The 18,963-nt window shown below is 61.7% G+C and carries 18 protein-coding genes, 3 tRNA genes and 1 pseudogene; 12 read left to right on the top strand and 10 right to left on the bottom strand.

All coding sequences use genetic code 11. From position 1 onward, the window contains the following. Positions 1–85: pseudogene (locus NKH36_RS33200) on the bottom strand (GTP-binding protein); the annotation flags it as partial. Between the two features lie 309 nt (positions 86–394). Here NKH36_RS33200 and NKH36_RS33195 point away from each other — a divergent pair. Beyond that, on the top strand, positions 395–1,282 hold the full coding sequence (locus NKH36_RS33195) for a DMT family transporter (RefSeq protein WP_352965917.1): 888 nt from the start codon (positions 395–397) through the stop codon (positions 1,280–1,282). 46 nt (positions 1,283–1,328) lie between these two features. Next, positions 1,329–1,748: a GFA family protein gene (locus NKH36_RS33190; protein ID WP_352965918.1), complete on the top strand. Its 420-nt coding sequence runs from the start codon at positions 1,329–1,331 to the stop codon at positions 1,746–1,748. 114 nt (positions 1,749–1,862) lie between these two features. On the opposite strand, the gene NKH36_RS33185 is transcribed toward NKH36_RS33190, so the two are convergent. After that, positions 1,863–1,936 (bottom strand) — tRNA-Gly (locus tag NKH36_RS33185). A 72-nt stretch (positions 1,937–2,008) separates the two neighbouring features. Next, a tRNA-Tyr gene (locus tag NKH36_RS33180) sits at positions 2,009–2,093 on the bottom strand. 199 nt (positions 2,094–2,292) lie between these two features. On the opposite strand from NKH36_RS33180, the gene NKH36_RS33175 reads away from it, so the two are divergent. After that, on the top strand, positions 2,293–3,141 hold the full coding sequence (locus NKH36_RS33175; protein ID WP_352965919.1) for a TrmH family RNA methyltransferase: 849 nt from the start codon (positions 2,293–2,295) through the stop codon (positions 3,139–3,141). A gap of 74 nt (positions 3,142–3,215) precedes the next feature. On the opposite strand, the gene NKH36_RS33170 is transcribed toward NKH36_RS33175, so the two are convergent. From NKH36_RS33170 to gcl, 3 genes are all read right to left on the bottom strand, one after another. Beyond that, entirely contained in the window at positions 3,216–4,118 is a 903-nt protein-coding gene (locus tag NKH36_RS33170; RefSeq protein ID WP_352965921.1) for a 2-hydroxy-3-oxopropionate reductase, read from the bottom strand. Between the two features lie 200 nt (positions 4,119–4,318). Continuing rightward, positions 4,319–5,116, bottom strand: a complete 798-nt coding sequence (gene otnI, locus NKH36_RS33165; protein WP_352965923.1) for a 2-oxo-tetronate isomerase — start codon at positions 5,114–5,116, stop codon at positions 4,319–4,321. 15 nt (positions 5,117–5,131) lie between these two features. Next, positions 5,132–6,913 carry a glyoxylate carboligase gene (gene gcl / locus NKH36_RS33160; protein ID WP_352965925.1) on the bottom strand — a complete coding sequence of 594 codons (1,782 nt, stop codon included), beginning with the start codon at positions 6,911–6,913 and terminating at the stop codon, positions 5,132–5,134. A gap of 204 nt (positions 6,914–7,117) precedes the next feature. Here gcl and bhcR point away from each other — a divergent pair, with 204 nt between their 5' ends. Further along, on the top strand, positions 7,118–7,936 hold the full coding sequence (gene bhcR, locus NKH36_RS33155) for an HTH-type transcriptional regulator BhcR (RefSeq protein ID WP_352965927.1): 819 nt from the start codon (positions 7,118–7,120) through the stop codon (positions 7,934–7,936). A 95-nt stretch (positions 7,937–8,031) separates the two neighbouring features. Here bhcR and NKH36_RS33150 read toward each other — a convergent pair whose 3' ends face one another. Together NKH36_RS33150 and NKH36_RS33145 are read right to left on the bottom strand one after the other, a co-directional pair. Then, positions 8,032–8,151, bottom strand: coding sequence for a BA14K family protein (locus tag NKH36_RS33150; RefSeq protein ID WP_246811422.1), 120 nt, complete (start codon positions 8,149–8,151; stop codon positions 8,032–8,034). Between the two features lie 382 nt (positions 8,152–8,533). Beyond that, positions 8,534–8,698, bottom strand: coding sequence for a hypothetical protein (locus tag NKH36_RS33145; RefSeq protein ID WP_352965929.1), 165 nt, complete (start codon positions 8,696–8,698; stop codon positions 8,534–8,536). A gap of 152 nt (positions 8,699–8,850) precedes the next feature. Between NKH36_RS33145 and NKH36_RS33140 the strand changes: the two genes are divergently transcribed. Next, positions 8,851–8,926: transfer RNA gene (locus tag NKH36_RS33140), tRNA-Thr, on the top strand. A gap of 900 nt (positions 8,927–9,826) precedes the next feature. Here NKH36_RS33140 and NKH36_RS33135 read toward each other — a convergent pair. Together NKH36_RS33135 and NKH36_RS33130 are read right to left on the bottom strand one after the other, a co-directional pair. After that, the gene (locus NKH36_RS33135; RefSeq protein WP_352966018.1) at positions 9,827–10,108 is read right to left on the bottom strand and encodes a DUF2569 family protein; all 282 of its coding nucleotides are present in this window, start codon (positions 10,106–10,108) and stop codon (positions 9,827–9,829) included. A 372-nt stretch (positions 10,109–10,480) separates the two neighbouring features. Next, positions 10,481–11,095: a TetR/AcrR family transcriptional regulator gene (locus NKH36_RS33130; RefSeq protein WP_352965931.1), complete on the bottom strand. Its 615-nt coding sequence runs from the start codon at positions 11,093–11,095 to the stop codon at positions 10,481–10,483. A 92-nt stretch (positions 11,096–11,187) separates the two neighbouring features. Here NKH36_RS33130 and NKH36_RS33125 point away from each other — a divergent pair, with 92 nt between their 5' ends. From NKH36_RS33125 to NKH36_RS33095, 7 genes are all read left to right on the top strand, one after another. After that, positions 11,188–12,279, top strand: coding sequence for a polyamine ABC transporter substrate-binding protein (locus NKH36_RS33125; RefSeq protein WP_352965933.1), 1,092 nt, complete (start codon positions 11,188–11,190; stop codon positions 12,277–12,279). Between the two features lie 13 nt (positions 12,280–12,292). Beyond that, a complete protein-coding gene (locus tag NKH36_RS33120; protein ID WP_352965935.1) occupies positions 12,293–13,159 on the top strand; it encodes an ABC transporter permease in 867 nt (288 codons plus the stop codon). 1 nt (position 13,160) lies between these two features. Beyond that, the gene (locus NKH36_RS33115; protein ID WP_352965937.1) at positions 13,161–13,943 is read left to right on the top strand and encodes an ABC transporter permease; all 783 of its coding nucleotides are present in this window, start codon (positions 13,161–13,163) and stop codon (positions 13,941–13,943) included. Continuing rightward, positions 13,940–15,004: an ABC transporter ATP-binding protein gene (locus NKH36_RS33110; protein WP_352965939.1), complete on the top strand. Its 1,065-nt coding sequence runs from the start codon at positions 13,940–13,942 to the stop codon at positions 15,002–15,004. Before NKH36_RS33115 ends, NKH36_RS33110 begins: the two co-directional genes overlap by 4 nt. Positions 15,005–15,007: 3 nt before the next feature. Beyond that, a complete protein-coding gene (locus tag NKH36_RS33105) occupies positions 15,008–15,769 on the top strand; it encodes an MBL fold metallo-hydrolase (RefSeq protein WP_352965941.1) in 762 nt (253 codons plus the stop codon). A 480-nt stretch (positions 15,770–16,249) separates the two neighbouring features. Beyond that, positions 16,250–17,023, top strand: a complete 774-nt coding sequence (locus tag NKH36_RS33100) for an NAD kinase (RefSeq protein WP_352966012.1) — start codon at positions 16,250–16,252, stop codon at positions 17,021–17,023. Positions 17,024–17,214: 191 nt separating this feature from the next. After that, on the top strand, positions 17,215–18,825 hold the full coding sequence (locus NKH36_RS33095; RefSeq protein WP_352965945.1) for a DEAD/DEAH box helicase: 1,611 nt from the start codon (positions 17,215–17,217) through the stop codon (positions 18,823–18,825). Positions 18,826–18,963: the final 138 nt, after the last annotated feature.

The raw sequence follows: 18,963 nt of genomic DNA, 5'->3' as shown, positions 1-18,963 counted from the left end.
TCAGCGATGTCTTGCCATGATCGACGTGGCCAATCGTGCCAATGTTCACATGAGGCTTTGTACGCTCGAATTTACCTTTTGCCATAGTTTCTTTCCTTGGACGGCCTGGACCTTCAGTTCAGTCGAATGCGGGGCGATTAGCGACTGCGGCCGAAAAACACAAGTGCCTTGTGGCCCGGGCGCTTTCTCACCCGGTCTGAACCCATGATCCGATTTCGGGGATGTGGCGCGGATATAGGAACGAACGAGAAGGAATGGAATGGGCGAAGATAGGTACCGCGAGTTACCGGCATTCGGCGGATTGGAAATCGCCGCTTCCGCCTGTCCGCCTTGCCGGATTTACAACCGGATCTGGCCCATTGCCGGTGTGGCGCCGGTCTGATTTCCTGATCCGATGCATTTCCTTCCGATCGCCATTCGCGGCCCGCTGTTCATGATCCTCTCGACCGGGTCCTATGTCGCCAACGACACCATGTTGAAGCTTGCGACGGTCGGACTGCCGCCGTATGAAGTGCTGTTTCTGCGCGGGACGGCGGCAACGCTGTGGGGCATCCCGTTGCTGCTTTCGCTAGGCTACGCCAAGCAGATCCCGCTGATCCTCGACAGGAGAGTGCTGCAAAGAAACCTGCTCGAGCTGGCGGCAATCCTTTGCTACGTCGTGGCGCTCGCAAACATGCAGATCGCCGATTCGACCGCCTTGGGGCAGATCACTCCCCTGCTCATGCTGATTGGCTCCTCTGTCCTGTTCCGGGAACGCATCGGGGGCCTGCGCATGGCGCTGATCGGGCTCGGCTTCGTCGGAGCGGTGATGGTGGCGCAGCCGACCATGCAGGGAATCTCGGTTTACGCCTTGCTAGCGCTCGGCAACGCGGCATTCGCCGCCGCGCGCGATCTCGCCGGACGGCGGGTCGCCTCCAACGTGCCTGGAATGATCGTTGCGATTTCCGCGGTGGTGGTGGTGCTGTTCGGCTCAGGCGTTGCGCATCTGGTGTCCGAGCGTTGGGTGATGCCCGAGACGCATCATCTGCTGCTGTTGGCCGGGGCCGGATTGTTCCTGATCTTCGGCCACTTCTTCATCTTCATGGCCTATCGCGTCGGGCCGACCGGCGTGGTGGCGCAGTTCTATTACTGCTTCACCATCTGGGCGGTCATTTCCGGCCTGGTGGTGTTCCAGCAATTCCCGAACGCGCTGGCGATCAGCGGCATCCTGCTGGTGGTGGCCAGCGGGCTGACCATCGTGTCGCTCGACGAGCGCAGGCGACGGCTGACCGTGGTGGCCTAGAGCTGAAAACTGCGCAAAGGACTACGGTCGGCTGAGTGGAGAACTCATGGCAAGCCAAAAGAATGTAAGCAGCCAGAACGTCAGCAACCGCATGCTTGCCGGAAAATGCCTGTGCGGCGCCGTTCAATACGCGGTGGCCGACGAGTTCATATACGCCGCCAACTGCCACTGCTCGAACTGCCGGCGCACCACCGGTTCGGCCTTCGAGCCGTTTGCCGGCATCGAGCGTGAGAGACTGAGCCTGACCAAGGGGGAGGACAACCTCCTGATCTTTGGCGAGGAGACCGGCCATGACACGCGCTGCAAGACCTGCGGCTCATTGCTCTATTCGGTCACCCTCGTCGACGAGCCGACCATCCGTGCGGCGCAGCACATCTTTGTCGGCTCCAAGGCGAAGTGGTTCACAATCACCGACGACCTGCCCCAATATGAAGAGCATGTGGTGATCGCTGAAGGTGCCGACTGAGGACCTGGCGATGTGGATGACCGCATTGCCGGTCAGGCACTACAAAACCGCCACAAACAGTGACACGGCGCATTTTCAAGGAAGTTTCTTCGATAATGACTTCAACAGCATGCTTGGAGCGGGTAGCGGGAATCGAACCCGCATATTCAGCTTGGAAGGCTGCTGCTCTACCACTGAGCTATACCCGCGCCTCTCGCCCGAAAACCGCTATGCACTTTTCGGTCCGATGCTTTTGCGTTTCTGGGCTTCCGGGCCGGCAGTGGTGGAGAGGGTTGGATTTGAACCAACGTAGGCATAGCCAACGGATTTACAGTCCGTCCCCTTTAACCACTCGGGCACCTCTCCAGTCTGCCGCCGGAGCCATGCAACGAAGCATCGACGCGTCGCGACCGCGTGAGCAGCCCTTCGCGAAGCGCCTTATGGCGGCAGCGCCCAAAACTGTCAACCGCAACGTCCCGGCAAACGCGCTGAATTTCTTGACGACCCGACGAGCAGGGTTTTCAGGCTGTATCCATAGGCGGACGACACGGCTATAGAACCGGCCATGAGCAATGATAACAAGCCCAAGACCCCGAAAGACACCCACTACGCCAAGCTGCGCCGAGCGCATCGCGACGAGAAGAGCGGCGGCGCGCCGGCGTTCAGGCCGCGCCAGCCGGTGCCACCGGGAGAGACAGCTGCGGATGGCCTGGTGCGACTTTACGGCCTGCACACGGTGCGGGCGGCACTCGACAATCCGCGCCGGCGGATCAAGAAGATGCTGGTGACGCGCAACGCCGCCGAGCGGCTGGCGATCGCCGACCTCGCCGCCCTGCCCTTTGAGACAGAGATGGTCGAACCGAAAGACATCGACAAGGTCACCGGCTCCGATGCCGTCCATCAGGGCGTGCTGATCGAGGCCGAGCCGCTAAAACCGAAGCGCCTCGATGCGCTCGGCGATACAAGGCTGGTGCTGGTCCTCGACCAGGTTACCGACCCGCACAATGTCGGCGCGATCCTGCGCTCGGCGGTCGCCTTCGGCGCCGGCGCGCTGATCACCACGGCGCGCCACAGCCCGCATGAATCCGGCGTGCTGGCGAAGTCGGCCTCCGGCGCGCTGGAGCATATCGACCAGCTCGAGGTGAAGAACCTCGCCGACGCGCTCGGCCAGTTGCACGAGGCCGGGTTCCAGACCATCGGCCTCGATTCGGACGGACCGGCGGAACTCGAAAAGAGTTTTTCGGGAGAAAAGATCGCATTGGTGCTGGGCGCCGAAGGCAAGGGCCTGCGCCAGAAGACCCGCGAGACGGTGACGACGCTCGCCCGGCTCGACATGCCCGGCGCCATCCGCTCGCTCAACGTGTCGAACGCCGCGGCGGTGAGCCTTTATGCGGCGAGGAAGTTTTTGGGTTAAGGGAGTAGGGGAATAGGGTAGTAAGGGAGCAAGGATAGCACTTGCTGCGAGCCGCAACCGCCTGCCTTACTCCCCTACTCCCCTACTCCCCTACTCCCTAGCCTATGTCCCGCCATTCGCTCCAGCGCCTTGACCAGCGCCGAGTGATCCTCCTTGGCGCCGCCATTGGCGGCGCAGGAGTTGAACAATTGTTGCGTCGTCGAGGTGTTGGGTAGTGCTACGCCAAGCGCCTTGGCGCCTTCAAGTGCGAGATTAAGATCCTTCTGGTGCAGTTCGATGCGAAAGCCGGGCGCGAAGCTCCGCTTGATCATGCGCTCGCCATGCACTTCGAGGATGCGCGAGGCGGCTAATCCGCCCATCAGCGCTTGTCGCACCTTGGCCGGATCGGCGCCGGCTTTCGATGCGAAAACAAGCGCTTCCGCGACTGCTTCAATGGTCAGCGCGACGACGATCTGGTTGGCGACCTTGGTGATCTGGCCGACGCCATTGGGGCCAACCAGCGTGATGTTCTTGCCCATCTTCTCGAATACCGGCCTGGCGCGCTCGAAGGCCTTTTCCTCACCGCCGACCATGATGGTCAGCGATGCTGCCTTGGCGCCGACCTCGCCGCCCGACACCGGCGCATCGAGATAGTCGCAGCCGAGATCGTTGATCTTCCTGGCAAAAACCTTGGTCTCGATCGGCGAGATTGAACTCATGTCGATGACCAGCTTGCCCGCGGTCAAACCCGAGGCGACGCCATTGTCGCCGAAGAGTACATCCGCCACCTCAGGCGTGTCGGGAACCATGGTGATGATGATGTCGGCCGTCTTTGCAACGGCGTGATGGCCGGAGACGGTCTTCAGACCCTTGGCAATAAGACCGGCCGGCGGTTTCGAGCGATGATCGCTGGCGATGACGGTGTAGCCAGCGTCGAGAAGATGCCCCGCCATCGGCGCGCCCATGATGCCGAGGCCGATAAAGCCGATAGTGTCCATTGTTGTTCTCCGTTCTTGGGCCGCGTTCCGTCCATCACCCCACAAGGAGGGAGATTGGATGTCACCGCCGCTTTCGCCAATTTTCGAGGTTGGAAAAGTAAAAGCCGGCGCCGGAGCTGCCGATCTCCCCACCCGTGGGGGAGATGGCCGGCAGGCCAGAGGGGGGCGCGACGGAACGCGACTTCAATAATCGTTGACCCCTACGCCGCAGCGCTCCCCTGTCCGGCAAACTCCCGGAACCATCCCAGTCCGGCTTCTGTCCCGCCCTTCGGCTTGTATTCCGCCCCGACCCAGCCGGAATAACCGATGCGGTCGATGTGACTGTACAGAAAAGGAAAATTGATCTCGCCCGTCCCCGGCTCATGACGGGCGGGATTGTCCGCAAGCTGGATATGCGCGATGCGGCCGAGGTTGGCCTCGATGGTGCGGGCGAGATCCCCCTCCATGATCTGCATGTGATAAATGTCGTATTGCAGGAACAGGTTCTTTGAGCCGACGCGGTCGATGAGCGCCAGGGCCTGGTCCGAATAGTTCAGGAAGAAGCCCGGAATGTCGCGGGTGTTGATCGGCTCGATCAACAGTCTGATGCCGGCCTGATCCAGCTTCTCCGCCGCGAAAGCCAGGTTCTCGGAGAAGACATCTTCCAGCACCGAACGCTCGACGCCTTGCGGCGCAATGCCGGCCAGACAGTTGACCTGTTCGCAGCCCAGCGCATGCGCATAGGTGATCGCCTTGGCGACGCCCTGCCGGAACTCAGGGACGCGGTCCGGCAGCACGGCGATGCCGCGCTCGCCCTTGGCCCAGTCGCCGGCCGGCAGGTTGAACAGCACCTGCGTCAGGCCGTTCTTCTTCAACCTCGCCGCAACCACCTCCGGCGCATGGTCATAAGGGCCGATATATTCGACACCCCTGAAGCCGGCGCGGGCGGCGGCATCGAAGCGGTCGAGGAAATCGTGCTCGCCAAAGAGCATCGAAAGGTTGGCTGAAAAACGCGGCATTCTTTTTTCTCCGGTTCAATCGAGCATCACTATTGCGGTCGGCGCATCTTCGTGATGTTCGGCAAGCTCCTCGAACTCAGTGATCTTGTCGATTTCGGTGCCCATCGAAATGTTGGTGACACGTTCGAGGATGAATTCGAGCACGACCGGAACCTGATGCTCCTTCATCAGGCGCTGCGCCTGCTTGAAGGCGCCGGCGAATTCCTCCGGCCTGCGCACCCGGACTGCCTTGCAGCCCATGGCCTCAGCAACAGCAACGTGGTCGACGCCGTAGCCAGCCTCAGGGTCGTCCTTCCGGTTGACGTTCTCGAAGGCGAGGCTGACTTCGAAATCCATCGAAAAGCCGCGCTGCGCCTGGCGGATCAGGCCGAGATAGGCATTGTTCACGACGACATGGATATAGGGCAATTTGTGCTGCGCGCCGACCGCCAGTTCCTCGATCATGAACTGGAAATCATAGTCGCCGGACAGCGCGACGATGTTGCGGTGCGGATCGGCGGCGCGAACGCCAAGTGCTGCCGGAAGCGTCCAGCCGAGCGGTCCGGCCTGGCCGCAATTGATCCAGTTGCGCGGCTTGTAGACATGCAGGAACTGCGCGCCGGCGATCTGCGAAAGCCCGATCGTGGTGACATAGGTGGTGTCGCGGCCAAATGCCTTGTTCATCTCCTCGTAGACGCGCTGCGGTTTCAGCGGCACCTGGTCGAAATGCGTCTTGCGCTTCATCGTCTTCTTGCGGCCTTGGCATTCCCTTGCCCAGCCCGACCAGTCGCGCAATTTTCCCGCCGTCTTCCACTCGGTGGCGACGTCGAGCAGCATTTTGAGCGCCGCACCGGCATCCGACACGACACCGAGGTCCGGCGCGAAGACACGGCCGATTTGGGTCGGCTCGATATCGACATGGATGAATTTTTTGCCCCTCGTGTAGACGTCGACCGAGCCGGTATGGCGGTTGGCCCAGCGGTTGCCGATGCCGAAGACGAAGTCGGCCTCGAGCATCGTCGCGTTGCCGTAGCGATGCGACGTCTGCAGCCCGCACATGCCGGCCATCAGCCGATGGTCGTCGGGAATTGCGCCCCAGCCCATCAGCGTCGGGAGCACAGGCACGCCGGTGACTTCCGCGAACTCGATCAGCAGATCCGAGGCATCGGCGTTGATGATGCCGCCGCCGGCAACGATGACAGGCTTTTCGGCCGCGTTGAGCATCGCCAAGGCTTTCTCGGCCTGGCTGCGTGACATTGCCGGCTTGAACGGCACCAGCGGCTCATAGGCGTCGATGTCGAACTCGATCTCGGCCAGTTGCACGTCGACCGGCAGATCGACGAGAACCGGCCCCGGCCGCGACGAGCGCATAAGGTGGAACGCCTTCTGCAGCGCCATCGGCACGAGATAAGGTTCCATGACGGTGACCGCCCATTTGGCGACGGGCGCGGCGATGGCGGCGATGTCGATGGCCTGGAAATCTTCCTTGTTGAGACGCGCCCGCGGCGCCTGGCCGGTGATGCAGAGGATCGGGATGGAATCGGCCGCAGCCGAATAGAGCCCGGTGATCATGTCGGTGCCGGCCGGGCCCGAAGTGCCGATGCACAGGCCGATATTGCCTGATTTGGTGCGGGTATAGCCTTCAGCCATGTGCGAGGCCGCCTCCACATGGCGCGCGAGGATGTGGCGGATAGTGTCCCTCGCCTTCAACGCCGAATAGAATGGATTGATCGCGGCGCCCGGCACACCGAAGGCACAGGAGATGCCTTCCTTTTCGAGAACGAGAACCGCTGCGTCGACCGCGCGCATCCTGGCCATGTCAGCCTCCACGGAATTTGTTTGCTGGCGGAGAATGCCATTGCGCCGATGATTTTTCAATTTTTTCAAAATATTTTTTCAGTTCTAAGGAACGGCCGCTATCTGCTGATTTCATTGTATCTTCCGTTTTCCACGGGGTTGGTTTGGCAAGCCAGTGAAAAAGTTTTTCATTGCGTATTTGGCGAAATCAGCAAGAATGCCGCCATGGAAACCACCGAAAAACGCCAGCGCGGGCGGCCGCGCGCCTTCCACGGTCCGTCCGAGGCGGCTTCGGTGCAGTCGCTCGACCGGGCGCTGCGCATCCTGGCCGTCGTCGCCGAAGGCAGCGGCCTGTCGCTGAGCGAGATCGCCGCCACTTCTGGCTTGGCGGCTTCCACCGCCTATCGCATGCTGACGACGCTGGAAAACCACGGCATGGTCGAGTTCGACAGCACCGACCAGCTCTGGTCGATCGGCGTCGAGACTTATCGCATGGGCGCGGCGTTCCTGCGCCGCCGCAAGCTGGTCGACCGCGCCCGCACCGTCATGCAGGAACTGATGGAGAAGACCGGCGAGACCGCCAATCTCGGTGTCGCCGAGGACGATTGCGTCGTCTTCGTCAGCCAGGTCGAGACGCATCAGGCAATCCGCGCCTTCTTCCGGCCGGGCACGCGCAGTTCCTTCCATGCATCGGGCATCGGCAAGGCGGTGCTGGCGCATCTCGAGCCGGAGCGCGTCGGCGCCATCTTGCGTCGGGCCGGGCTGGAGCGCTTCACCGAAAAGACGTTGTCCGACATCTCGGCGCTGGCCCGCGATCTGGTGACGATCAAGCTGCGCGGCTGGTCGGTCGACGACGAGGAGCGGCACCCCGGTATGCGCTGCGTGGCCGCTGCCATCTTCAATGAGTTCGGCGAGCCGATCGGCGGGGTTTCGGTTTCGGGACCGACGGTGCGGGTGACGCCGGAGCGGCTGGTCGAGATCGGTCCGCTCGTGCACGATGCGGCAGCGGCGGTGACGAAGATGATCGGCGGCAGGATACCCTAAGGGGCCTGACGCCGTAAGCGTGAGCGGGCAACCCTCCAAACAAAAGAAAAAGGGGCCGTAGGTGCCCCTCCTTCCGATTGCCTGAAACGGTCCTCTCAAAGCCGGCAGCGGTGACGGTAGCCGTCGTAGCCGACATAGGTGTCCGAGTACGGATCGTAGCTCTGATAGCGGTTGAGGCAGCGCCGAACATGCCACGAACCGCCGTTCTCGTCGATGTAGACGGTGCGCGGCTGGGCGAGCGCGGTGCCGAGCAGAAGCCGCCGACGACGGCGGCGATGCCGATGCCAAGGTGCTTGTTGTGATGATGCTTGTGATGGGCGGCCGAAGGCTGAACGGTGCCGGCCAGCATGGCGGCGGCGACAGTCGTGGCGATGAGGCCGGAAATGATGGTGCGCTTGAACATGACGATCTCCTTGCTGCGTTGTGTGAGAGGCGATCCATCCGCCTCTTGACCATCAGTCGTTGCAGCAAGGAAAAGGGTTCGACGGTTTTTGGTTTTTTTCGAAAGCGCAAAAGCGGCCAGTCTGAACAGGGCTTGCAGTCAGGCGCGCATCACGACCGCGAGGAGCGCCGGTCGACAGTCCGCCGGCGGAAGCCTCAGCCCATGCCGGTGATATGGCGCAGCCAGAAGGCTAGCGCGATGAAGCCGATGATGGTGGTGACGCCGGTCCAGTCGACGTTGGCGCTCTTCAGATCCTTGATGAGCTTCAGGAGAATCCAGGCCACGACGACGACCAAGGCAATGACGACAAGTCTGATCATGCGACACCCTCGCCTATGCGATTGCACCCTCGATCAATATAGGAGGCGAATTGGCCGTTTTCAGGATGCCCGCGCCGGCAGCTCCGGCGCGCTCACGGCAAAACAGAGTTTTGTCTTTACTGGCGCAACAAATATGCTAACCGGAGCGCCGTGCCCTTGTAGCTCAGCTGGTAGAGCAGCGGTTTTGTAAACCGAAGGTCGGCGGTTCGATTCCGTCCGGGGGCACCAGCACACTTCTTATGAGAACCTCCCGGGTTGGTCGATATCTGTTCATCCCCGATTTCCACAGGCCGGGGCCATAGCACATTAGTTCCAACACATATATCGCTGGCAGAAACCAAGGTATTCCCTCGTGGACACCATAGGAGATTCCGCTGGAGCAGAAACGCACGATCGCCCCCTTTATTGGTGGCATGTATGGCAGCCTTGTTGCCCTCGCGTTGGCGTTCGGTTTCCGCTTCCTGATGATTCCCGATCCCGATCCGACCTCGCAAGCAACTATAGTCCTTTCAGGACTGGCCTTTTCGATCTGTTTCAGCCTGACCTTCCTGCGCGAGCATCGACGCCAAATCGCCGCCGCGAGAGAATTTCTCGGCCGTCCAAGATCGTATCGAGATTAATCCCCGCGTTCTGCAACGCAAAGCGCCATGCCCTCCCTCATGTCCTCCGGGTCGTGCCCCGGGTCATCAGAAAAATTCTGGAATCGAACCAACAGATTCAATAGGGCGATGCGGATCGGCCGGCATTTCTTGCTCGCCGGCCATTCTAATGCCATTCGATTAAAATGCCCCTTTGTATATTAGCAATCGCTCAATTTGGCGCGTCGACAATGTCAGGGCGGCGGGTTAAAACCAAATGGGTGATGTCATGCGAAGCGACTTCGCCGCTGCGCGCGAGCTTTTGGAGTGCGCCCAAAACCGGCTCTGCGGCATGGACGAAACGAGCCAACGCGTCAGCGAGGCACTCGACTCCCTGATTGAGGAAATAGCCATCGCGGAATTCCGCAAGGCGCCATTGACCGTCGTGCCGTTTCCACGCGCGCGGCCACCCAGGCATGCTCGGTAAAAGCGCCGATCGTGCCAATGTTGATGGGAAGTCAGCGCCTGAACGGCAAGCGCCTTATCGCGTCTATGACGCGCTCGCGACTTGACCCGATGCGCCCACCCTGGTGAACGTGTTCCTCACCCTGACGGACCTATAGACGTAGGTGACCCAAATACCCGTCAGCACAAAGGAGAGGATGGGCGCTACCAGCGCATCTCCGGCAAGCACTTGGCTCACCGGGACGCCAAGGACCGCCGAAATCCACACCGTATCTAGAACAAACACGACGGGTATTGTAAACCACTGGTATAGGAATAGCCCCTTGAAGCGGTAACTCCGCCGCAGCATTGCAACGAGCACAACCACTTGGAACACCACAAACGCCAGCAATAAGGCAACCTCGCCGTAGACGCCAAAGTGCCATTTGGGAGCGTCATGAGCCGTCGGTAGTCTTCACTCGATGAGCCCAATGAGACGAGTGTGCGTAGCGGGGAGAAAGCCTGAAGGATCGCAAGCAACATCAGCCAGCCTCCAAACCCCACGAGGCTCGCCGGATTCTGTGAAGGTTTGATCGCAGACCGCACAGCGAAAAAGACAGGCACCCCAATCAGCAAAAACAGTATTGCCCAGTGCCAGACCGAAAAACCCATTTACCCCTCCACCCGATGCCGCCTTGGGTTGTATCACCTTTTTGTGTATATTTGAGGTAGTATTAAGGCTCCTAGCGAACCTTTTCGGTCAAACCGCAGTCGCCGCCACCAGAATGCGGTTCTGTCGGCGTATCGCGGCGCGCAACTCGGCAACCCTGGCCTCATCGCGCTTCACGAATTCGATGAACATCATGTTCATGTTGTTGAACACCAGTTCGCCCAAGGCCTGAGCGTCGATATCCCGGCGCACCAGGCCGAGCCCCTGCAGCCGGGCGATCAGCGCGCGGATCTGTTCGGTCAGCGCCCGGTCGAGCGCGGTATAGGCCTGACCGAACGGGCTGTCGGGCAGCTGCGTCGAGATCGCCATCGCCTGCCGCCACATCTCCTTGCTGAGATAATGCAGCGAATGCTCGATATAGATGCCGACCAGCGTGTCGAGCGCATCGCCGACATTGGCCGGCGGATTGGCGACGACGCCCTGCCCGGCGTTGAGCACCTCATTGACCTCCATCGAAACGATGGCACCGAGGATGTCTCCCTTGTTCTGGTAGTAATTGTAGATCGTGCCGACCGACACCTCGGCCTGCGCCGCGATCGTCTCGATCTTGGCGCCTTCATAGCCGGCATCACGGAAAAGTTCCGCCGCCGCCTCGATGATGCGGCGGTGCCGATCCGCCTTTTGCCTTGCCCGCAATCCGCTCATATCGGGCTATTTGCCACAAAAACAGAATTGACTCAATTTTAGAATTGGTTCAATTTTTGTCACAAGCCAAAAAGGCACGGGAGAACACTCGAATGCGCATTAACCTGAAGACCCTGAATCCGCTTTCCGTTCTGAAGAGCCATCTCCACGCCGCCTGTGCTGCAACAGCACTGCTGCTGGGGACGGGCAGTCTCGCTCAGGCTGCGGATCTCAACGCTCTGATCTGGTGCGATCATGCCGATCCGGCGCTATTGCAGCCTTTCGAGGAGGCCAACGGCGTCAAGGTCAATGTCAAGGAGTTCGAAGGCACCGGCGCCGGTATGGCGATCGTCGAACAGTCGCAGCCCGGCGACTGGGATGTGATGGTGATCGACAGCATCGACATACCGCGCGGTGTCGAAAAAGGCCTGTTCGAGCCGCTGCCGGAAGACAAGCTGCCGCTGGCCGACCTCTTTCCCCAGGTGAAGATGGACAGTTCCACCGTCGTCGACGGCAAGCGCTACGGCATCACCGAAAAATTCGGCTACAACACCATCGGCTACAATAAAACCAAAGTTGATCCGGCCGACATGCAGTCGATGGCTGCGCTCACCGGCGATAAATACAAGGGCAAGATCGCCATCTACGACTATTATCTGCCAGTCATCGGCATGGCCGCACTGGCGATCGGCAAGAAGACCGCCGAACTGACCGAAGCCGACCTTCCCGCCATCAAGGAAGAGCTGCTCAAGGTGAAGGCCAATGCCAAGCTGGTCGGCGAGGTGACCGCCAGCCAGACCGCGCTGGCGACCGGCGAGGTCGACATTCTTGTGGGCGGCGGCGAGTGGGTGACGGCCGGGCTGGCCAAGGAGAACCCTGCTCTCGACTTCTCGATCCCTAGAGAAGGCGCTGTGCTGTGGTCGCAGTCGCTGGCCATGTTCAAGGATTCCAAAAACAAGGACATGGCGCTGAAGTTCATCCAGTACATCATGAGCCCTGAAGGCCAGGCGCGGCTCGCCACCTCGGCCTGCTATTGGGGCATGCCGGCGAATACCAAGGCGGCTCTGACCGATGAGCAGAAGAAGATCCTTCGCTTCGACGAGCAGCCGGATTTCCTCGCCCGCGCCCAGCCCTACCCGGCGCCGAACGCCGATCTCGACAAGAAGATGCAGGACGTCTGGACCGAAATGCTGCAGGCGCAGTGACCGGTCGCCGGCCGTGAGCGCTACTGGAAACACCGGGCGTGCCCTGCCCCGGGCGGGCTGTGCCCTGCCCTGGGCGCTGGTCACGCCGGCGCTCGGCTGGACGCTGCTGTTCTTCGTGCTGCCTTTCCTGGCCATGGGGTTTTCCAGCCTGACGGCGCATGAAGGCGGCGGCTTCACCCTGTCCAACTACAGCCAGTTCTTCAATAATCCGGCCTATTGGCAGGCGATGGTGAACTCGCTGCAGGTCACTGCCATCGTCACAGTGGTTTCGGTGCTGCTCGCCTACCCCTTCGCCTGGATCCTGGCCGAACAGGTGCCGGAGCGCTGGCAGCGGCTGGCGCTGATGCTGGCGGTGCTGCCGTTCTGGACCTCCTATGTCGTGCGCTCGTACTCCTGGCTGCTGGTGCTGGCGCAAAACGGCGTGATCAACCGTGCGCTGACCGGCTCCGGCCTGTTCAGCGAGCCGGTGCAGCTCGCCAACACACGGCTGGCCACGATCATCGGCTTCGTCCATTTCTTCGTCATGCTTTTGACGCTGACGATCTTCGCCAATCTGAAGCAGCTCAGCCCCAGCTACCGCAAAGCCGCCGCCGATCTCGGCGCCGGGCCGGTGCGCACGTTCCTGCATGTCGTCCTGCCGCTGACCTTGCCCGGCATCATGGTCGGCGCCTTTCTCACCTTCGTGCTGTGCATCGGCGACTACATCACGCCGCAAATCCTGGGCGGCAACAATGAGCTTTTGATGCCGCAGCTGGTGATGATGCAGATCGGCCGGCGCGGCGACTTTCCGCTCGCCTCGGCGCTGTCGATCATCCTGATGGCGGTCGTCACTGTCGCTTACCTCGCCTGCGCGCGTTGGCTGAAGATCGAGCGGGCCTGAGATGCGCGCTCTCATCCGCATCGCCTCCTGGATCTACGCCGCCGCCGTCTATGGCTTCATCTTCCTGCCGGTGGTCGTGCTGGTGCTGTTTTCGCTGCAGGCGACGTCGTTTCCGATCCCGCCCTTCACCGGGCCGTCGCTACGCTGGTACGACGCCGTGCTCGCCGACACGCGGCTGACCTCGGCACTGGTCAATTCGCTTCTAGTGGCCGCCCTCTCTTCAGCTATCGCCGTTACGCTGGGCTTCCTCTCCGCCTGGGGTTTCGCGCGCTTCGCCCTGCCCGGCTCAGCCCTGCTGCGCGGGCTGATCACGCTGCCGCTGACAGTGAGCTATCTCATCATCGGCATGGGGCTTCTGGTGCTGTTCAACTGGACCGGCGTGCAAAAATCGCTGCTTGCCGCCGGCATCGGCCATGTCGTGATCAACCTGCCGCTGTGCTTTGCCATCATCTACAGCCAGATGGGCGACCACCAGATCAACATCGAACGCGCCGCGCGCGACCTCGGCGCGCCCGAGTGGAAGGTGCTGCTGCTGATCACCGTGCCAGTGATGGCGCCGGCGATCTTCGCTGGCTTCTTCCTGTCGATGACCTTCTCCTGGGACGAGTTTGTGATCTCGTTCCTGCTGACGCGTTTCGACACCACGCTGCCGGTCGAGATCTGGAACCTCCTCCGCTCAGGTCTCAATCCCAAGACTAACGCCGTCGGTTCGCTGGTCTTCGCCGTCTCAATCGTGTTGGTGATATTGTTCGAACTGATGCTGTTGCGGAGGAAGCCGGCATGACCGTGCCTTTGGTCGATATCCGTGCCGTCTCGCATCGCTTCGGCCAGCACACAGTGCTGAAGAATGTGTCGCTGCAAATCGAGCCGGGCAGCTACACCATTCTGCTCGGGCCGTCCGGCTCGGGCAAGACGACGCTTTTGTCCATTCTCGGCGGGTTCGTCACACCGAGCGAAGGCAAGGTGCTGATCCGCGGCGAGGACTGCACCGCCGTGCCGCCGGCCAAACGCCCGACGACCACGGTCTTCCAGGACTATGCGCTGTTTCCGCATTTGAGCGTCGGCGGCAATGTCGGCTTCGGCCTGCGCATGCAAGGCGTCGATGCCACGACACGGGCCGCGCGGGCACGCGAGGCGCTGGCACTGGTCGGTCTGGCGACTGCTTTCGACAAGAAGCCGCACCAATTGTCCGGCGGCCAGCGGCAGCGCGTCGCATTGGCGCGAGCGCTGGTGATCGAGCCGGCGGTGCTGCTGCTCGACGAACCGCTCGGCGCGCTCGATCTCAAATTGCGCCGGCAGATGCAGGACGAGCTAAAAGCAATCCAGAAGCGCGTCGGCACCGCCTTCATCCATGTAACCCACGACCAGGAAGAGGCAATGGCGCTTGCCGACCATTGCGTGGTGATGAACGATGGGCGCATCGAGGACGAAGGCCCGCCGGAGCGCGTCTATGCGCGGCCGGCGACGCGCTTTTCCGCGACCTTCATGGGTGAAAGCACGCTGATATCGGGAACGGTGACGGCGGCGAAGGACGGAACGATCACTGCCGCAACGCAGCTCGGACCGCTTTCCCTGCCCGGCACATTGCCGGCCGGGACGGCCGTCGCCCTCGCCATCCGTCCGGAGCATCTTGTCCTCGGCGGGGCCGGCGGCGCTGTAGGGCTCGGCACGGCCAAGGTGAGCGACGTTGTGTTTCAAGGCAGCTTCAAGCGTGTGCTCGCGGTTTCTGCGCAGGACCCGGCGCTATACTTCATCGCCAAGGTTCCCGCCGCTGCGGCCGTCCAGCCGGGCGACATCGTTGCGGTTTCGTGCGACGCTGGCGACATCATCCTTCTGGCGAGTTGAGCCATGGGCGCGCTTCCGGTCATCGACGCTCCGAATTGGTATGAAACCATCCGCATGGGGGATAGCGTGACGCTGATCCACGAGCCGTGGATCAAGCCGTTCTTCCGCTGCAACATCTGGCATGTGCGCGGTCGCGACCGCGATCTCCTGTTCGACACCGGCCTCGGCCACTTCAGCTTGCGGAGCCATGTGCGGCTGGTGACGGAGCGAAAGCTCACCTGCGTAGCGAGCCACACGCATTTCGACCATATCGGCTGCCATCACGAATTTCCGGACCGCTGCGTGCATGCGGCCGAAGCGGAAATCCTCGCCGATCCGCGGAATGAGTGGACCGTCGCCGACCGCTATGCCACCGACGCAATGTTCGACGGAATGCCGCAAGGCTGGGATACCGCGAGCTACCGAATCCTGCCGGCGCCGGCCGATCGCTTGCTCGAACAGGGCGATGTCGTCGATCTCGGAGACCGTGCCTTCGAGGTGATCCACACGCCGGGCCATTCACCAGGCGGCATCGCGCTCTACGAGAAGAAGACCGGCATCCTGCTTTCCGGCGACATCATCTATGACGGCCCGCTGATCGACGATGTCTATCATTCAGCCGTCGACGACTATGTCGAAACGCTGCAGCGGATGCGCGAGCTCGATATTGCCGTCGTGCATGGTGGCCATTTTCCGAGCTTCGGCAAGGTGCGCTACCGCCAGCTTATCGACGAGTATCTCGCACAAAAGCGGCGGGCCGGCTGCCATCTGCTGCAGGCGCGATAAGCACCGGTCTCTCGCATCAGGGGAAGTGCTTGGCGAATTCACAACGCTCTTTGCGGGCACGGCGTGCCGGCGGCATCGCCGCAGCGTGAGGCCGTGGGTTGGGGTCTCAAACTCGTCTCTTCCGACTGGCGCACCAGTTGGGCAAAGGCAAGAGCAAAACTTCCCAGCATCAGGACGATGATAATCAGGCGTGTTACCGGCAATAGATCGGTCCGACTAGCTGGCCCCCACGCCGCCCATCCACTGCCGGCTAGCATGGTCGATCCGGCTTTACGAGAGTTTAATCCCTGTCTTAACCATCACATTCGCTTGTCACCCGAAATGATGCGCGAGCGCCCGACCGGCGCTCTTGCTGGCGCCGTATCGAGCGGCGCATGCCTCCCTTTGCAGATTTGCCCGCCCATGCTAACCCGGCGCTGGCGCGGCCCTAGCACCGGTCGCCAACCAACCGGTCGCCACCAACATCGCCATTGGGGAGCCATGAGCAAAGCCGCCAACCGTTTCGCCTTCGTCTCGTCCGATACCGCCGACGCCAAGGCGGCGCTGGAGAGCCTTTCGGCGCGCTATGGCCAGGCATCCATCGAGGATGCAGAGATCGTTGTGGCGCTGGGCGGCGACGGCTTCCTGTTGCAGACCTTGCGCGACACGATGAGCACGGGAAAAAAAGTCTACGGCATGAACCGTGGCACCATCGGCTTCCTGATGAACGAATACCGCGCAAGCGGTTTGACTGGGCGCATCGCGGCGGCCGTTGCCGAAACCATCCGTCCGCTGGAGATGCAGGCGGTGACGGCTGAGGGCGAAACGATTTCGGCGCTGGCGATCAATGAGGTTGCGCTGTGGCGTCAGTCCTATCAAACGGCCAAGATCCGTATCACGGTCGACGGGCAAGTGCGGCTGGAGGAATTGAACTGCGACGGTGTGATGATCGCGACGCCGGCCGGCTCGACCGCCTACAATCTGTCCGCGCACGGGCCGATCCTGCCGCTCGACGCACCGCTGCTGGCGCTGACCCCGGTCAGTCCGTTCCGCCCGCGCCGCTGGCGCGGCGCGCTGCTCTCCGACAAGGCGACCGTTCGTTTCGACATTCTCGAGCCGGAAAAGCGGCCGGTAAACGCCGCCGCCGACCACACCGAGGTGAAGGCCGTAACCTCGGTCACGGTGCGAGAATCGCCAACGGTGACGGCGACGCTGCTGTTCGATCCAAGCCACTCGTGGAACGAGCGCATTCTCGCCGAACAGTTCCGTTACTGAGCCGGTACAGCGACGGGCAACTCGATTAAGCATCGTGATTAACGTTACGACTTCACAATCATGCCATTCCCGGCCCCTTTCTGTTGACAAATCGTGGGCTTGCGCCTACCTGCAATACCAATCTTGCAGGCGCGCGGCGCTTGCCGCGACTGCTTATGTTGCGCCCCCCAACCAGCCAAAGACAGCCAAACTTGTCCTCAGACACCCAGATCGCTCAAGAAGCGTTGACCTTCGCAGACCTCGGCCTGTCGCCGAAGGTCCTTTCCGCAGTTACCGATGCCGGTTACACCGAACCGACGCCGATCCAGGCCGGCGCCATTCCGCACGCTTTGCTCGGCAAGGATATTTTGGGCATCGCCCAGACCGGCACCGGCAAGACGGCCTCGTTCGTGCTGCCGATGCTGACCCGGCTCGAAAAAGGCCGGGCACGCGCCCGCATGCCACGCACACTGATCCTCGAGCCAACGCGCGAGCTTGCCGCGCAGGTCGAAGAGAATTTCATCAGATACGGCAAGAACCACAAGCTCAACATCGCGCTGTTGATCGGCGGCGTGTCCTTCGACGAGCAGGACAAGAAGCTGGAGCGCGGTGCCGACGTGCTGATCGCGACACCAGGCCGCCTGCTCGACCACCGCGAACGCGGAAAACTCCTGCTCAATGGCGTCGAGATCCTCGTCATCGACGAGGCCGACCGCATGCTCGACATGGGCTTCATTCCCGACATCGAGCGCATCTGCGAGATGATCCCGTTCACGAGGCAGACGCTGTTCTTCTCGGCGACGATGCCGCCTGAGATCACCAAGCTCACCGAAAAGTTCCTGCACGCGCCGGTGCGCGTCGAGGTTTCGAAGGCCGCGTCCGCCGCGACCAACATCATCCAGCGGCTGGTGAAATCCGGCTCGAAACCCTGGGACAAGCGCGAGACGCTGCGCAATCTGATAAAGGCCGAGGATGCGGAGCTGAAGAACGCCATCATCTTCTGCAACCGCAAGATCGAGGTCTCGGAGCTTTTCCGCTCGCTGCTGAAATATGATTTCGACGCCGGCGCGCTGCATGGCGACATGGACCAGCGTGCGCGCATGCAGATGCTGGCCAATTTCCGTGACGGCAAACTGCGCTACCTCGTTGCGTCGGACGTTGCGGCGCGCGGGCTCGACATCCCCGATGTCAGCCACGTCTTCAATTACGACGTGCCGATCCATGCCGAGGACTATGTCCACCGTATCGGTCGCACCGGCCGCGCCGGACGCTCGGGCAAATCCTTCACCATCGCCACCAAGTCCGACACCAAATACATCGACGCGATCGAACGGCTGATCGGCAACAAAATCGAGTGGCATGACGGCGATCTGTCGACGGTCGTCGCCAGCGAGGGCGGAGAGAACGATGCTCCGCGCCGTGGCCGCGGCGCCCCGCGCCGCGCCGGCCGCAAAGACGATGATCGCAAGGACAGGGGCGAACGCAAACCACGCGAACGCCACGCCAAGCAAAGCGAAGCTGCAGCACCGGATGTGGCGCGCGAGGAACAGCCAGTGGTGGCCGAGACCGCGGTCGCCGATGCCGGTGAGCGGCGCGCGCGCAAGGAAGCGATCCGCTCGGAAAACACCGAGCGCCAAGCTTCACCCGAACGCAAAGCTTCGCCCGATCGCAATCGCAACGAACAGCGTGCGCCGGAACGTGGCGACACCAGGCCGCAGCGCGACGGCAATCGCCCTGCCCGCCATCGCCAGGAAGACAATGACGCGACCGTCGGATTCGGCGACGACATGCCCGCGTTCATGCGCATCGTCGCCAAGGGCTGATCACAGCAGAAAATGCTAACAAAAACGGCCCCTTGCGGGGCCGTTTTCATGGTTAGAGCGGTTCCTCATTTGACGGAATCGAAGGGGATTCCGGATCAGTCGGTTTTGTGATTCAAGATGCTGGCTGGAGTGGAGGCC

Source organism: Mesorhizobium sp. M1312 (assembly GCF_040318115.1).
Taxonomy (GTDB): domain Bacteria; phylum Pseudomonadota; class Alphaproteobacteria; order Rhizobiales; family Rhizobiaceae; genus Mesorhizobium.
This window is presented reverse-complemented; position numbering and strand designations above follow the sequence as displayed.